The sequence below is a fragment of the Streptomyces sp. NPDC053367 genome (assembly GCF_044545925.1).
Lineage (GTDB): Bacteria > Actinomycetota > Actinomycetes > Streptomycetales > Streptomycetaceae > Streptomyces.
Window position 1 is genome coordinate 210,644 of sequence record NZ_JBITYN010000009.1, and the last position, 14,924, is coordinate 225,567.

Here is a 14,924-nt window from a genome sequence, read left to right on the forward strand (position 1 = left end):
AGGCGGCTGTCGGGGAGCGGCCTTCCCGCAGGCCTTCCCAGGATCAACCCTACGTCTGTAAGGGTCGCCTTCCCTGGACCACTCGCGCGTTGCCCTGAAGACGTACTCCGCTCATTGTTCGGTTCTGGGCTCGACCGTGGCTCGAAAACGAGCCCCGGCTTCAGATACGCCGGCCGGGAGTTCGGATACGCCGGTGACGAGCCGGGAAACGAGAGCCGGCAGTCCGGATGGGCGGGTCAGGAATTCAGATACGTGAGCACGGCCAGCACCCGGCGGTGATCGCCCTCGCTCGGCGACAGCCCGAGCTTGAGGAAGATGTTGCTGACGTGCTTCTCCACCGCGCCGTCACTGACCACCAGCTGCTTGGCGATCGCGGAGTTGGTCCTGCCCTCGGCCATCAGCCCCAGCACCTCCCGCTCCCTCGGGGTGAGCCCCGCGAGCACGTCCTGCTTGCGGGAGCGCCCCAGCAACTGCGCGACCACCTCCGGGTCGAGCGCCGTACCCCCTCCGGCTACCCGCACCACGGCGTCCACGAACTCGCGCACCTCGGCGACCCGGTCCTTCAGCAGATAGCCCACGCCCCGGCTGGAACCGGCCAGCAGTTCGGTGGCGTAGCGCTCCTCCACGTACTGCGACAGCACCAGGACGCCGAGCCCCGGGTGCGACTGCCGCAGCCGTACGGCGGCTCGTACGCCCTCGTCGGTGTGGGTCGGCGGCATCCGCACGTCCGCCACGACCACGTCCGGCAGCGCGCCCTCGGCGTCCAGCTCGGTGATGGTCTTGATCAGGGCCTCGGCGTCCCCGACTCCGGCGACCACGTCATGACCGCGGTCCGTCAGAAGCCGGGTCAGGCCCTCTCTGAGCAGCACGGAGTCCTCGGCGATGACTACGCGCACTCTGTTCTCCACGTTGTTCTGTCCCCCCGTGCCCTGGCTCTGCCCGTACGGTGCTCAAGCATTCCAGGGAATCGGGGTCGGCGGGGGGAAGTGAGGGGAGCAGGTGACCGAATCAGGTCAGCTGCCCTTCTCCGAGGCCGGTCAGCCGCCCGTCAGCGGGGGCCGGTCAGCCGCCCGTCAGCGGGGGCCGGTCGGCTGACCCGTCATCGCGGGCCCGTCGGCTGTCCGTCATCCGGGGCCGGTCAGCCGTGCCTTCATCCGGGGCCGGTCAGCCGCGCCACGGGAGCTCGGCCGTGATCGTCGTCGGACCGCCCGCGGGGGAGTCCACCACCAGGACGCCGTCGACCGCGTCCAGCCGTTCCGCCAGGCCCGCCAGGCCCGACCCCCGGCTCGCGTCGGCGCCGCCGACTCCGTCGTCCGTCACCTGGAGCATCAGCCGGTTCTCGGCCCGCCACACGTCCACGCCCGCCGACCGGGCCCGCGCGTGCTTGCTGATGTTCTGCAGCAGCTCGGAGACGGTGAAGTAGGCGATGCCCTCGATCGCGGGGGCCGGGCGGGAGGGCAGGTCGACCTCGACCGTGACCGGGACCGCGCAGCGGGAGGCGACCGCGGAGAGCGCGGCGTCCAGACCGCGGTCGGTGAGCACGGCCGGATGGATGCCGCGCGCCAGGTCACGCAGCTCCTGCAGCGCCGTCTTCACCTCGCCGTGCGCCTCGTCCACCATCCGCGCCGCCGCCCGCGGATCCTCGGTCAGCTTCTCCTTCGCCAGCCCCAGATCCATCGCCAGCGCCACCAGCCGGGCCTGCGCCCCGTCGTGCAGATCCCGCTCGATCCGCCGCAGATCCGCCGCCGCCGTGTCGACCACGACCCCCCGGTCCGACTCCAGCTCCACCACCCGCGCCGACAGCCGCGACGGCCCCAGCAGCCCCTGCACAAGCAGCCGGTCCACCATCGTCAGCGCCCGCACGATCCACGGCGTGGCCAGCGTGACCAGCAGCCCGAGGACCGCCGTCACCCCGATCTCGAACGGGTTGTCCAGATAGATCGCGTGCGTCTCGTCTCCGTACAGCTGCAGTCCGTCCTGACCCGCGTACGCCGGGAACAACCAGAACCACAGCGGATACGTCAGCATCGCCCAGCCGTACGACCAGAAGCTGACCGCGACGGCGAAGGAGAACACCGCCCACGGCAGGTGCAGCACCGCGTACAGCAGCTGTCGCCAGGACGAGCCGCTCTTGAAGACGGCACCCATCCACGCCATCAGCCCGTTGCCGCGCATCCGCAGCGGCTCCGGATCGGCCACGTCCAGCCGCAGCAGCGCCCGGGCCCGCACCCGCTCCAGCGCCCCCAGCCCCCGGCACCCGGCGAGCGCCGCCGCCAGCACCGGGATGCCGAGGAACGTCACCAGCAGACCCGCCCCGAGCGACACCATCGTCACGGCGTAGGTGAACATCAGCACGCTCACCGGCAGGCTCACCAGGACATAGAGCAGTTCGCTCCAGTGCCGCGCCTCGAACGGCGCCCGCAGCCCGGTGGGCAGCCGGCGCCGCCCGCCGTGACGCCGCCCGTAGTCCGGCCCGTACCCCTGCCCGTACCCGGTGTCGCCGTACCCGGTGTCCCCGTACCGCGTGGTGGCCATCGCCCGCCGTCCGTTTCTGCTCGCGGATTCCTGCTGTCGTACGTCCAGACTGTCGGCCCGGGACGCCGCGGACCATGGAGTCCGTCGGCGTCCCGGAAGGGGGGTTTTCCCTACCCCCGGCCGGGCACCGTGGCCCGCTCCCGCCAGGGCAGCTCGGCCGTGACGGTCGTCGGACCGCCCTCCGGCGACTCCACGACCAGCAGCCCGTCGACCGCGTCCAGCCGCTCGGCCAGCCCCCGCAGCCCGCTGCCGCCGTCCAGCCGCGCCCCGCCCCGGCCGTCGTCCCCGACCTGGATCAGCAGCCGGTCCCCGCTGCGCCACACCTCCACCGCGGCGGTACGCGCCCCCGAGTGCTTGCTGATGTTCTGCAGCAGCTCCGAGACGGTGAAGTAGGCGATCCCCTCGATGGCCTCGGCCGGCCGCGCGCCCAGATCGACGGTCACCTTCACCGGCACCGTGCACCGCGACGCCACCGCCGACAGCGCCGCGTCCAAGCCGCGGTCGGTGAGCACGGCCGGATGGATGCCGCGCGCCAGATCACGCAGCTCCTGCAGCGCCAGCTTCACCTCGCCGTGCGCCTCCGCCACCATCGAGGCGGCGGCGTCGGGGTCCTCCAGCAGCTTCTCCTTCGCCAGGCCCAGACCCATCGCGAGGTTCACCAGCCGCGCCTGCGCCCCGTCGTGCAGGTCCCGCTCGATCCGCCGCAGATCCGCCGCCGCCGTGTCGACCACGACCCCCCGGTCGGACTCCAGTTCGGCGATACGGCGCTCCAGCTCGTCCGACGGCGACAGCAGCCCGCGCACCATCGCCCGGTCCGCGTTCGCCAGCCCCCGTGCCAGATACGGCAGCACCGGCCACAGCACGAACAACGACACCAGCGTCAGCGTGAAGGTCAGCACCCCCCACGGCAGCCGGATGAAGTCGTACAGCAGCGTCCGCCAGCCCACCGGGTCCTTCAGCATCATCCACAGCTGCTGCAGGAACCCGCCCCGCCCGCGCATCGGCAGCCGCGACGGTTCCTCCACCCGCACCCCGAGCAACGCCCGGGCCCGCGCCCGCTCCAGCTTCCCCAACTGCCGCGCACCCATCAGCCCCGCCGCGAGCAACGGGAACCCGATCACGGTGACGGTGAGGAACGCGCTGGTGAACACCACGGTCGTCACATAGACGAAGCCCAGTAGCGCCATCGGGAAGTTCGCCAGGAGATGCGCGATCTCCCTCCAGGTGTGAGCGTCGTAGGCGAGGCGCGGCGGCGGCAACGGCTCGGCCGTCTCGGCGCCCACGGACGGAGTACGTTCGGTCATACGGCTCAGCCTGCCCGGCCGCGCCCGGCCACGCCATGAGGCGGACCGCCCGGCTCTGCTGGGGAAAACCCCACCCCTGGCGTCTCAAGGTCATCTCAAGGCGTGACGGGCTGCTTACCGCCTCTTTATCAGGGCCTAGACTCCCGTGCGTACAGATCGTCGAACAAGAGGCCGTCGGGGATCGAGGGCCGAAGTCCAGGGAGCGAGGGGACGGACGTGCGGGAACCGACCGTCGAACCGGCTGTCGTCGTCGCGGCGGACTACTTCCAGTCCTATTCGGTCGTGGGACTGCTCGCCGCCGTCGGCGTGCTGTTCGTCGCCGTCGCCTTCGGGGCCGGCCGGCTGCTGAGGCCCGTCGTGCCCACCCCCGAGAAACTCCTCACCTACGAGTGCGGCGTCGACCCGGTCGGCGAGGGCTGGGCCCACACCCAGGTCCGCTACTACGTCTACGCCTTCCTCTACGTCATCTTCGCCGTCGACTCGATCTTCCTGTTCCCCTGGGCGACCGTGTTCGCCGCGCCCGGCTACGGGGCGGCGACCCTCGTCGAGATGTTCATCTTCCTCGGCTTCCTGGCTGTGGGCCTGCTGTACGCGTACAAGAAGGGTGTCCTGGCATGGACGTGACCCCCTCCGAACCGGTCCTGCTCCCCGAGCCGAAGCGCCTGGGCGCACTCGCGCGCCTCGCCCCCGAGCCCATGAAGGTGGTCCTCAACTGGGGCCGCCGCTACTCCCTGTGGGTCTTCAACTTCGGCCTCGCCTGCTGCGCCATCGAGTTCATCGCCGCGTCGATGGCCCGCCACGACTTCATCCGCCTCGGCGTGATCCCCTTCGCCCCGGGCCCGCGCCAGGCCGACCTGATGGTGGTGTCGGGCACGGTCACCGACAAGATGGCCCCTGCCGTCAAGCGCCTGTACGAGCAGATGCCCGAGCCCAAGTACGTCATCTCCTTCGGCGCGTGCAGCAACTGCGGCGGCCCCTACTGGGACTCCTACTCGGTCACCAAGGGCGTCGACCAAATCATCCCCGTCGACGTCTACGTCCCCGGCTGCCCGCCCCGCCCCGAGGCGCTGCTGCAAGGCATCCTCAAGCTCCAGGAGAAGATCGCCCGCGAGTCCCTGGACGAGCGCTACGGCACCCGCCCCTCCGCGGCGGCCCTGCAGAGCGGCCTGGTGAAGCCGCCGGCGCCGGCCGAGGGAACCGACCCGGCCACGGAGGGCACGCGATGACCACCACCGGCTGGCTGCCCGCCCCCGCCGAGGAACTCTTCGGCCCGGAGGCCACCGCCGAGGAGTCCTACGACGTCCTCACCGTCGACGTCCCCCCGGCCGCCTGGATCCCGGCCCTGCGCACCGCCCGCGACGAGCTGAGCTGCACCTACTTCGACTGGCTCAGCGCCGTCGACGAACCCGGCACCGGCTTCCGCGTCGCCGCCCACGTCGTCGCCCTCCACCCGGTCCACCGCCTCCTCCTCCGCACGACCGTCCCGCACGAGAGCCCGACCCTCGCCTCCGCCGTGGACGTCTACGCCGGTGCCGCCTGGCACGAGCGCGAGACCCACGAGATGTTCGGCGTCACCTTCGAGGGCCACCCCGGCCTGGAGCCCCTCCTCCTCCCGGACACCTTCGAGGGCCACCCCCTGCGCAAGGACTTCGTCCTCGCCGCCCGCGTCGCCAAGGCGTGGCCAGGCGCCAAGGAGCCGGGCGAGTCCGACCACGGCGGCCCCAAGCGCCGCCAGATGCTCCCCCCGGGCGTCCCCGACCCCAACGACTGGGGCCCCCTGAAGGGCCAGCTCCCCCCGGCCCCGGCCCGACCCGCCCGAGGCGCCGCCCGCCCCGCCGGCGAACGCCCGGCCCGACGCGCCCGCACGGCCTCGGAGGGCTCCGCGAGCCAGACGGCCCCGGCCACGGAAACCCCCGCCACCCCGGCTCGCCGCACCCGAAGCGCGTCCCAGGGCTCAGCGTCCCAACACCCAGCGACGGAGGCTCCCGCCGCAGCGGCAGCCCCGGCGACCGGGGTGGGCGGGGCGGCTCCTGCGACTTCGCCGTCCCCGGCGGGAGGGGCAGCCCCGGCGCACGAGGTAACCCCCGCGACTCCGCCGACCCCGGCAGGCGGGTCAGCCCCCGCCGCCCCGGGAGGGCCTCGGCGTGCCCGCAGCGCATCGCAGGGCTCGGCCTCGCAGCGCGCCGTGGCTCCCGCCGAGCAGGAGCCCCCGGCGGAGCAGCCGCCTTCCGCGGGACAGCCGGCCCCGGCCGGGCCCAAGCCCCGCACGGCCCCCCGCAGCGCCGACGCCCCGTGGCACCACGCCCGCCCGGCCTTCGACGAACCTGAACGGGAGCCGGTGGCTGCGCCTGCCCCCGAGCGGCCGAAGGCGCCGCGGGCCAAGGGCGCGGCCGAGACCGAGCCGAGCCCTGAGCCGCCCGGGACGCCTGCCCCCGAGCGGCCGAAGCCGGAGGTCACCGCGCCGACGGAACAGACCCCTGCCCCTGGCCCGGCCCCGGAGTCCGAGCCCGCGGAGCCGTCGAAGCCGGCAGAGCCCTCGAAGCCCGCAGAGCCCTCGAAGCCCGACGCGCCGTCGAAGGACGCAGACCCCAGCCATCCCGAACGCCCCGCCGACCCCGCAGGAGGCCCGCAGTGAACGACGCGCTCGACGTCGCCCTGCGACTCCTGGTCGTCTTCGGCGTCTTCCTGACCTTCCCGCTGATCATCGGCCAGACCGAGCACAAGGTGATGGCCCATATGCAGGGCCGCCTTGGCCCTATGTACGCCGGTGGCTTCCACGGCTGGGCCCAACTGGTCGCCGACGGCGTGAAGTTCGCGCAGAAGGAGGACGTCGTCCCCGCGGGCGCGGACCGCCGGATCTTCCAGCTCGCCCCGGCCGTCGCCCTGCTGCCCTACCTCCTCGTGCTGCTCGCCATCCCGATCGGCCCGAGCGAAGGCGCGGTCGGTGAGGTCATCGACGCGGGTGTCTTCTTCGTCCTTGCGGTGATGGGCGTCGGCGTCCTCGGCTCGCTCATGGCCGGGTGGGCCAGCGCCAACAAGTTCTCCCTCCTCGGCGGCCTGCGCACGGCCGCCCAGCTGCTCGCCTACGAACTCCCGATGCTGCTCGCCGCCGCCTCGGTGGCGATGGCGGCCGGCACCGTCTCTCTGCCTGGCATCCTCGACGCGTTCGAGTGGTGGTGGCTGCCCTGGCAGATCGTCGGCGCGATCGTGTTCTTCGTCGCCGGTCTGGCAGAGCTCCAGCGGCCTCCCTTCGACATGCCCGTCGCCGACTCCGAGATCATCTTCGGCGCGTACACCGAGTACACCGGTCTTCGTTTCGCCCTCTTCCTCCTCGCCGAGTACGCAGGGATCGTCGTCCTGTGCGGCCTGACCACCGTCCTGTTCCTGGGCGGCTGGCACGGCCCCTGGGGCGCCGACGGCCTCGGCTGGGTGTGGACCCTGCTGAAGACGGCCGTCCTCGCCTTCGTCGTGATCTGGCTCCGCGTCACCTATCCCCGGCTGCGCGAGGACCAGCTCCAGAAGCTCTCCTGGACGCTCCTCGTCCCCCTCTCTCTCGCCCAGATCGCCCTCACCGGCATCGTCAAGGTGGTGATCCAGTAACCATGGCCATTCCTGGCTCCGGCCTCGCCAAGGGCCTGGCCGTCACCCTTCGCACGATGACGAAGAAGACCGTCACCGAGCAGTACCCGGACGTCCAGCCCGACCTCCCGCCCCGCACCCGCGGAGTGATCGGCCTGTTCGAGGAGAACTGCACGGTCTGCATGCTCTGTGCCCGTGAGTGCCCCGACTGGTGCATCTACATCGACTCCCACAAGGAGACGATCCCGGCGGCGACGCCCGGCGGACGCGAGCGCAGCCGCAACGTCCTCGACCGCTTCGCCATCGACTTCTCGCTCTGCATGTACTGCGGTATCTGCATCGAGGTCTGCCCCTTCGACGCGCTCTTCTGGTCCCCGGAGTTCGAGTACGCCGAGACCGACATCCACGAGCTCACCCACGAGCGCGACAAGCTCCGCGAGTGGATGTGGACGGTGCCGGCGCCGCCCGCGCTCGACCCGGGTGCGGAGGAACCGAAGGAGATCGCCGCGGCCCGCAAGACGGCGGAGAAGCTCGCCGCCGCCCAGGCCGAGCCGACCGAGCCGGCCGACCCGCGGGGAGGGGACGCGTGAGCCTCGCCTCCCTCGCCGTGGCCCCCGGTTCCACCGCGCTGACCACGGTCGCCGCGGACAGCCACGGCTTCCTCTCACCGACCGGCGTGGAGATCGCCTTCCTCCTCGTCGGCCTGGCCACCTTCGGCGCCGCCCTGATCACCGTCTCCACCCGGCAGCTGGTGCACGCCGCCCTGTGGCTGGTGGTGACCCTCGGCGGCCTCGCCGTCGAATACCTCCTGCTCACCGCCGAGTTCATCGCCTGGGTGCAGGTGCTGATCTATGTGGGTTCCGTCGTCGTCCTCCTTCTCTTCGGGCTGATGCTCACCAGGGCTCCCATCGGCCGCTCCCCGGACGCGGACTCCGGCAACCGCTGGGCCGCCCTCACGGTCGCCGTCGCCTCGGCGGCCGCCCTGATCTGGGTGGTCGTCGACGCCTTCCGCACCACTTGGATCGACCTCGACGGCGCCCCGGCCGGCTCCACCGAGGTCACCGGCGAGGCGCTCTTCCAGAACTGGGTCCTCCCCTTCGAGGCCCTCTCCGTCCTGCTCCTCGCGGCCCTGGTCGGCGCGATCGTCCTGTCCCGCAAGGCCAAGGCGGAGTCGAGCTCTCCCCCTGTGAACTTCCGGGCCGCCACCGGTGGTTCCCCCTTCGCCCCGAATTCCCGTAATCACCCGATCGGGCGAACGAGGTCGACTGGGGGAACCCGGCCGGGCGCGAGGACGGCGGAGCGAGCGGGGACGGCCCCGCGAACGGGCCCCGCGGAGGCAGCCGACCCGGCCGCGCGGCCCAGCCGGTCTGAGGCCGTGAGCTCCTCCGCAGCGGGGAGCCCGTCCGCAGACCGGAGCCCCTCTGCGGCCACCAGCCAGTCGCCGGCGCCGAGCCAGTCGGCGGCGCCGAGCCCGTCCCCGACCACGGGCCAGTCGGCGGCGCCGAGCCCGTCCCCGACCACGAGCGGGTCCGAGGGCGCGAGCCGATCCGCTGCCGCGAGCCCGTCCGCGGACAGCAGCCGATCGGAGACTGCGAAGTCCTCCGCCGCCACCGGCCGCCCCGCGGCCGAGAGCCCGTCGGAGGCCGCTGGCGAGTCCGAGCCCGCCGGCCAGTCGGATGCCCCCGGCCAGTCTGAGCCCGCCGGCCCGTCGGAGGCCGGTGGCGAGTCCGAGGCCCCCGGCCATCCCGAGCTGACCGGCCCGTCGGAGGCCGGTGGCGAGTCCGAGGCCGCCGGCCAGTCGGAGGCCCTCGGCCATCCCGAGCCGGCCGGCCAGTTCGAGCCCGCCGGTCCGTCCCATGCCCCCGGCCGATCCAGGCCCACCGGCCCGTCCGAGGCCCCCTCGTCCGAGCAGGAAGGCGCCCGCTGATGCACCTCGCCTATCCCGCCGTACTGTCCGCGCTCCTCTTCTGCACCGGCCTGTACGGCGTCCTCGCCCGCCGCAACGCGATCCTGGTGCTGATGTCGGTCGAGCTGATGCTGAACGCCGTCAACCTCAACCTCGTCGCCTTCGACGTCTGGCTCAGCCGTACCGCCGAGGAGACCCTGCACTCCGGGCAGGCACTGACCCTGTTCACCATCGCCATCGCCGCCGCCGAGATCGGCATCGGCCTGGCGATCGTCCTCGCCGTGTACCGCAACCGCGGTACCGCGGACATCGACAAGCTCCGCGACACCGCCGAGGGCCACGAGACCGACGTCCCCGGGGCGGGTACGGCCGCCGAGAAGGCTGAGGCCACCGCGTGACCACGACCACCCTCGCCGTCCTCGTCCCCCTCCTGCCGTTCCTCGGTGCTGCCGCCGGGCTCCTCCTCGGCCGCACCGCCCCCGGGTTCGTCCGCCCGCTCGCGGTCCTGCCGGTCCTCACCTCCCTCGTGCTGGCCTGCGTGGTCGCGGCCCGCCAGGGCGGGGACGCGGCCGTCGACGCGGCCACCGAACTGACCCCCACCGGCTCGGTCCCCATCGAACTCGCCCTGCACATCGACGGCTTCGCCGCGCTCGTCGCCGTCCTGGTCGCGTTCGTCGCCGGCTGCGTGCAGATCTACTCCACCGGCTACCTGCGCGACGATCCGCGCTACCCCTCCTACGCCGCCCTCGTCTCGCTGTTCACCTCCGCGATGCTGCTGGTCGTCTACTCGGGCGACCTGATGGTGCTGCTCGTCGGCTGGGAAGTCATGGGCATCTGCTCCTACTTCCTCGTCGGCCACTACTGGGAGACCCCCGAGGCCCGCGCCGCCTCCCTCAAGGCCTTCCTGGTCACCAAGCTCGGTGACGTCCCCTTCCTGATCGGTCTGTTCGCCCTCGCCACGGACGCCGGGTCCTTCCGCATCACCAAGGTCCTCGGCGCCGTCGCGAGCGGTGGCCTCGACCACCCCACCCTGATCGCCCTGCTGCTGCTCGCGGGTGTGGCGGGCAAGTCGGCGCAGTTCCCGCTGCACACCTGGCTCCCCGACGCGATGGCCGGCCCCACCCCGGTCTCCGCGCTGATCCACGCCGCGACGATGGTCGCCGCCGGTGTCTACTTCATCGCCCGGCTCCTGCCGGTCTTCCAGGCATCCACGGCAGCGATGGTCACCCTCGCCGTGATGGCGGCCGTCACGATGGTCGGCTCCGGCCTCGCCGCGCTCGCCCAGGACGACATCAAGCGGGTCCTCGCGTACTCGACGATCGGCCAGCTCGGCTACATGACCGGTGCCCTCGCCGTCGGCGACCGCGGTGCCGCCGTGTTCCACCTCCTGTCCCACGGCGCCTTCAAGGCGCTGCTGTTCCTCGCCGCCGGCGTGATCATCCACGCCGCCGGCACCAACTCGCTGGCCGCCATGTCCCGGATGAAGGACCTGCGCGACCGCGTCCCGGACGCCTACTGGACGATGACCGTGGCGCTCCTCGCGCTCGCCGCGATCCCGCCGTTCAGCGGCTTCTTCTCCAAGGAGTCCGTCCTCGGCGCCGCCGAGCACGTCTCCACCGGGCACACCGAGCACGCCCCCGGCGCCGCCGGCTGGATCGTCCTCGTCGCGGGCCTGCTCACCGCCCTGCTCACCGCGGCGTACGCGACGCGGCTGTGGCTGCGCGCCTTCCGCGGCCGGGGTGCCGAGGCGCCCGACCACGGCCGCCAGCCGCTGACGATGACCGTGGTGCTGTGGGTGCTCGCCCTGCCGTCCCTCGCGTTCGGCGGGCTCACCTACCGGCTGCTGCCCGACTGGTTCGACGGCAACGACCTCGCGCCCACGCTGACCACCTCCGTGCTCGGCACGGGCGTGGCCCTCGTCGGCGGCCTCGTCACCTACGCCGCCTGGCGGCACACCACCGCCCTCGCCGCGCGTGTGCCCCTGGGCGCGGTCGCCGCCCACCCCGAGGGCGACGCCGGGCTCGTCGAGGCCGAGGCGATCGCCAGCCACGAGCCCGTCTACGGCGACGTGGCCTACGCCCCCGACCCGGCCGACCCCGGACGGCTGCTGCTCGGCCCGCTGCACCGGCACGCGGCCGTCGGCTTCCACCTGGACGCGGTCTACTCGGCGCTGTTCGTCCGGCCTGTGCGGGCCGGGGCGAGCCTCGTCCGGTTCCTGGACCGCGAGGTCGTCGAGACCTATGTACGCGGCGCGGGCGCCCTGCCCCGCCTGCTCGGCGCGGCCGTCCGGCGCGCCCAGACCGGCAATGTGCAGACCTATGTGAGCGCGCTGCTCGCCGGCACCGTCGTCCTTGCGGTCGCCGTCGTCCTCGTCGCCACGGGAGCGTGAGCAGGCGTGATCGATATCAACGAGTCAGTGATGCAGTTCCTTCTGGCGTTCGTCGTCGTCGGCCCGCTCCTCGGTGCCGTCGCCGCTCTGCTGCCCGCCCCGCCCGGACTGAAGGGGAAGTCGCCCGACCAGGCCGTGCTCCGCCACGGCGTGACCGTCACCGGCGCGATCCTCGTCGCCGCGGTCGTCCTCACGCTCGGCTTCGACCACGACCACCCGTCGAAGATGCAGGCCAGGACCGACATCAGCTGGATCCCCGCACTCGATGTGCGCATCCACCTCGGCATCGACGGCATCTCCCTCCCCCTTCTGGTCCTGACCGCGCTGCTGACCTTCCTCTGCGCGCTCTACAGCTACTTCAAGATGCCGTCGGGCCCGTCCCCGAAGGCGTTCGTCGCCCTGCTGCTCGTCCTGGAGTCCGGCACCCTCGCCACCTTCGCCGTCCTCGACCTGCTGCTGTTCTTCCTCGCCTTCGAGATGGTCCTGATCCCGATGTACTTCCTCATCGCCCGCTGGGGCGGCGAGGGACGGGCCGAGGCATCCTGGCGGTTCATCCTCTACACGCTGCTCGGCTCCGTGGTCATGCTGCTCGGCCTGCTCCTGATCGGCATCGAGGCGGGCACGTTCGACATGGTGGCACTCGCCACTGACAACGGCCGGTCCCTGACCGCGTCCGTGCAGGTCATCGCCGTACTGACGATCGGTCTCGGGCTCGCGGTGAAGACCCCGATGTGGCCGCTGCACAGCTGGCTGCCCGACGCCCACACCGCCGCCCCGACCGTGGGCTCGGTGCTGCTGGCGGGCGTGCTGCTGAAGATGGGCACCTACGGGTTCGTGCGGATCCTGCTCCCGGTCGCGCCCGACGGGTTCCGGGACTTCGCGCCCTACCTCGCAGCCTTCGCGGTCGTCGGCATCGTCTACGGATCGCTCGCCTGCCTGGCCCTCGCCAGGCGCGGCGCGAAGGGCGACCTGAAGCGGCTCATCGCCTACTCGTCCGTCGGCCACATGGGCTTCGTCCTGCTGGGCATCGCCACGATGACCCCGACCGGCGTCAACGGCGCCCTGTTCGCCAACGTCGCCCACGGCCTGATCACCGGCCTGCTGTTCTTCCTGGTCGGCGCCCTGAAGGACCGCACCGGCACCATGGACCTCGACACCCTCGCCGAGAAGACCGGCGCCGCCCTGTACGGTCGCGCCCCGCGCCTCGGCGGACTCCTCGCGTTCGCCGCGGTCGCCTCCCTCGGGCTGCCCGGACTCGCCGGATTCTGGGGCGAGATGCTCGCGCTGTTCGGCGCGTTCGACCCCGCCGACGGGCTCAGCCGGCCCGCGTTCCTCACCTTCATGGCGATCGGTGCGTTCGGCACCCTGCTGACGGCCGCGTACCTGCTGGTCGTGGTCCGCCGCGTGTGCATGGGCGCCCCGCGGGACGAGGTGCCGAAGCTGGCAGACGTGCACGCCTACGAGTTCGCGGCCTGGACCCCGCTCGTCGTCCTCACCGTCGTGGCCGGCCTGTGGCCCAAGACCCTCCTCGGCCTGACCGACCCGGCCGTGCAGCAGCTCCTCGCAGGAGGCACCCGATGAGCTCCCCGGCCCAGACACTGGCCGTCAACCTCGTCCAGGACGTCGACTGGCTCGCCGTCGCCCCGCCCACCATCGCGGCGGTCGTCGCGCTCGCCGTGCTCGTCGCCGACCTGTTCGTGGCCGACGGCAGGAAGGCCGTGCTCGGCTGGATCTCGGTCGCGGGCCTCGCCGCGTCGACCGCCATGCTGCTGCCCCTCCTGGACGGCGACCGCTCCACCTTCTGCCTCACCGGCGACACACGCGTGTGCAGCTACACGGCGGACCGCTTCACCCTCGTCATCCAGTTCCTGGTCCTCGCCGGAGCCCTCCTCGCCGCCCTGCTGTCGGTGACCGCGCTGAAGGACGCGCGCAAGGAGCTCCCCGAAGGGGAATTCTGGTTCCTGCTGCTGTCCTCGGCCGCCGGCGCAGCCCTGCTGCCCGCCTCCCGCGACCTGGCGACCCTGATCGTCGCCCTGGAGGTCGCCTCCCTGCCCGCCTTCGCCCTCGTCGGCCTGCGCCACGGCGACAAGCGTTCCTCCGAGGCGGCCCTGAAGTTCTTCCTGTCCTCGGTCACCGCCACCGCGGTCAGCCTGATGGGCATCAGCTTCGTCTACGCCACCACCGGCACCCTCTACCTCACCCAGGTCGCCGAGCGCATCCAGAACGTCGACGGCCAGCTGCACACCCTCGCCCAGACCGGTGTCGTCCTCACCCTCGTCGGCTTCGCCTTCAAGACGGCCGCCGTGCCCTTCCACTTCTGGGTCCCCGACACCTACGTCGGCGCGCCCCTGCCCGTCGCCGCCTACCTGTCGGTCGTCGGCAAGGCGGTCGGCTTCTCCGGCCTGATCCTGGTCACCGTCGTCGCCCTGCCGTCCTACGCCGACGTCTGGGGCCCCGCCCTCGCCGTACTGGCCGCGCTCACCATGACCGTCGGCAACGTCGGCGCCCTGCGCCAGCAGGCCACGCGCGCGTACAGCGCCGTACGCCTGCTCGCCTGGTCCTCCGTCGGCCAGGCCGGCTACCTGCTGGTGCCGATCGCCGCCGCCGCGTACTCCGACGACGCCGAGCACTCCATCGGCTCGACCGTCGCCTACGCGCTCATGTACGGCGTCGTGAACCTCGGCGCGTTCGCGGTGGCCGCCCTGGTGGGCCGTAGGCACGCCCTGAACCGCGTGGCGGACTACCGGGGCCTCTGCGCCAGGAACCCGGTCACCGCGCTGGTCCTGGCGTTCTTCCTGCTCTGCCTCGCCGGTCTGCCGCCGGGCATCATCGGCCTGTTCGCCAAGGTCACCGTCTTCTCGGCGGCCGTCGACGCGGGCCTCGGCTGGCTGGCCGTGGTGATGGCCGTGAACGTCGTGATCGCGCTGGTCTACTACCTGAAGTGGACGGCTCTGCTGTTCCGCACCCCCGAGGGCGAGCCCGGCCGGCACACCGTCCCGGCGCCCCTCACGGCCGCGATCGCCGTCACGGCCGTCATCGGCATCGCTCTGTCCGGAGCGCCCCAGCTGGTCCTGCGCTTCACCGACACGGGCCTGTTCTGAGGCACGTCCGAGCGCGTACACGCCTGTTCCGAGGCGCGTAGGCCTCGTCCGAGGCACGTGGGCCGACGGGTCACCCGTACGGCCCACGTCCGCCTCCGCACGCAGCCCAC

12 protein-coding genes and 1 pseudogene are annotated in these 14,924 nt (G+C 72.4%); 10 read left to right on the forward strand and 3 right to left on the reverse strand.

Annotated elements, in window-relative coordinates; genetic code table 11:
* Positions 1-236: 236 nt before the first annotated feature.
* The 3 genes from ACIGXJ_RS25550 to ACIGXJ_RS25560 all read right to left on the reverse strand — a co-directional run bounded on the left by ACIGXJ_RS25550 (position 237) and on the right by ACIGXJ_RS25560 (position 3,839).
* Positions 237-908 (reverse strand): LuxR C-terminal-related transcriptional regulator, encoded by a 672-nt coding sequence (locus tag ACIGXJ_RS25550; protein WP_399649616.1) that lies wholly within the window; start codon positions 906-908, stop codon positions 237-239.
* Positions 909-1,164: 256 nt separating this feature from the next.
* Positions 1,165-2,535, reverse strand: coding sequence for a sensor histidine kinase (locus ACIGXJ_RS25555; protein ID WP_399649618.1), 1,371 nt, complete (start codon positions 2,533-2,535; stop codon positions 1,165-1,167).
* Positions 2,536-2,645: 110 nt separating this feature from the next.
* A complete protein-coding gene (locus ACIGXJ_RS25560; RefSeq protein ID WP_399649621.1) occupies positions 2,646-3,839 on the reverse strand; it encodes a sensor histidine kinase in 1,194 nt (397 codons plus the stop codon).
* Positions 3,840-4,055: 216 nt separating this feature from the next.
* Between ACIGXJ_RS25560 and ACIGXJ_RS25565 the strand changes: the two genes are divergently transcribed.
* The 10 genes and pseudogenes from ACIGXJ_RS25565 (at position 4,056) to ACIGXJ_RS25610 (ending at position 14,814) form a co-directional block, all read left to right on the forward strand.
* Entirely contained in the window at positions 4,056-4,463 is a 408-nt protein-coding gene (locus ACIGXJ_RS25565) for an NADH-quinone oxidoreductase subunit A (protein ID WP_399649623.1), read from the forward strand.
* Positions 4,454-5,065, forward strand: coding sequence for an NADH-quinone oxidoreductase subunit B (locus ACIGXJ_RS25570; RefSeq protein ID WP_399649626.1), 612 nt, complete (start codon positions 4,454-4,456; stop codon positions 5,063-5,065). Before ACIGXJ_RS25565 ends, ACIGXJ_RS25570 begins: the two co-directional genes overlap by 10 nt.
* Complete coding sequence (locus tag ACIGXJ_RS25575) at positions 5,062-6,474, forward strand: NADH-quinone oxidoreductase subunit C (protein ID WP_399649628.1); 1,413 nt, start codon at positions 5,062-5,064, stop codon at positions 6,472-6,474. Before ACIGXJ_RS25570 ends, ACIGXJ_RS25575 begins: the two co-directional genes overlap by 4 nt.
* On the forward strand, positions 6,471-7,439 hold the full coding sequence (locus ACIGXJ_RS25580) for an NADH-quinone oxidoreductase subunit H (protein ID WP_399649631.1): 969 nt from the start codon (positions 6,471-6,473) through the stop codon (positions 7,437-7,439). Before ACIGXJ_RS25575 ends, ACIGXJ_RS25580 begins: the two co-directional genes overlap by 4 nt.
* Positions 7,440-7,441: 2 nt before the next feature.
* Entirely contained in the window at positions 7,442-8,008 is a 567-nt protein-coding gene (locus tag ACIGXJ_RS25585; RefSeq protein WP_399649633.1) for a NuoI/complex I 23 kDa subunit family protein, read from the forward strand.
* Positions 8,005-8,676, forward strand: a pseudogene (locus tag ACIGXJ_RS25590) (NADH-quinone oxidoreductase subunit J); the annotation flags it as partial. The gene ACIGXJ_RS25585 and the pseudogene ACIGXJ_RS25590, both read left to right, overlap by 4 nt.
* A gap of 668 nt (positions 8,677-9,344) precedes the next feature.
* The gene (nuoK, locus tag ACIGXJ_RS25595; protein WP_399649635.1) at positions 9,345-9,722 is read left to right on the forward strand and encodes an NADH-quinone oxidoreductase subunit NuoK; all 378 of its coding nucleotides are present in this window, start codon (positions 9,345-9,347) and stop codon (positions 9,720-9,722) included.
* The gene (locus tag ACIGXJ_RS25600) at positions 9,719-11,713 is read left to right on the forward strand and encodes an NADH-quinone oxidoreductase subunit L (protein WP_399649637.1); all 1,995 of its coding nucleotides are present in this window, start codon (positions 9,719-9,721) and stop codon (positions 11,711-11,713) included. Before nuoK ends, ACIGXJ_RS25600 begins: the two co-directional genes overlap by 4 nt.
* 6 nt (positions 11,714-11,719) lie before the next feature.
* On the forward strand, positions 11,720-13,294 hold the full coding sequence (locus tag ACIGXJ_RS25605) for an NADH-quinone oxidoreductase subunit M (RefSeq protein WP_399649639.1): 1,575 nt from the start codon (positions 11,720-11,722) through the stop codon (positions 13,292-13,294).
* Positions 13,291-14,814, forward strand: coding sequence for an NADH-quinone oxidoreductase subunit N (locus tag ACIGXJ_RS25610; protein WP_399649642.1), 1,524 nt, complete (start codon positions 13,291-13,293; stop codon positions 14,812-14,814). Before ACIGXJ_RS25605 ends, ACIGXJ_RS25610 begins: the two co-directional genes overlap by 4 nt.
* Positions 14,815-14,924 lie beyond the last annotated feature (110 nt).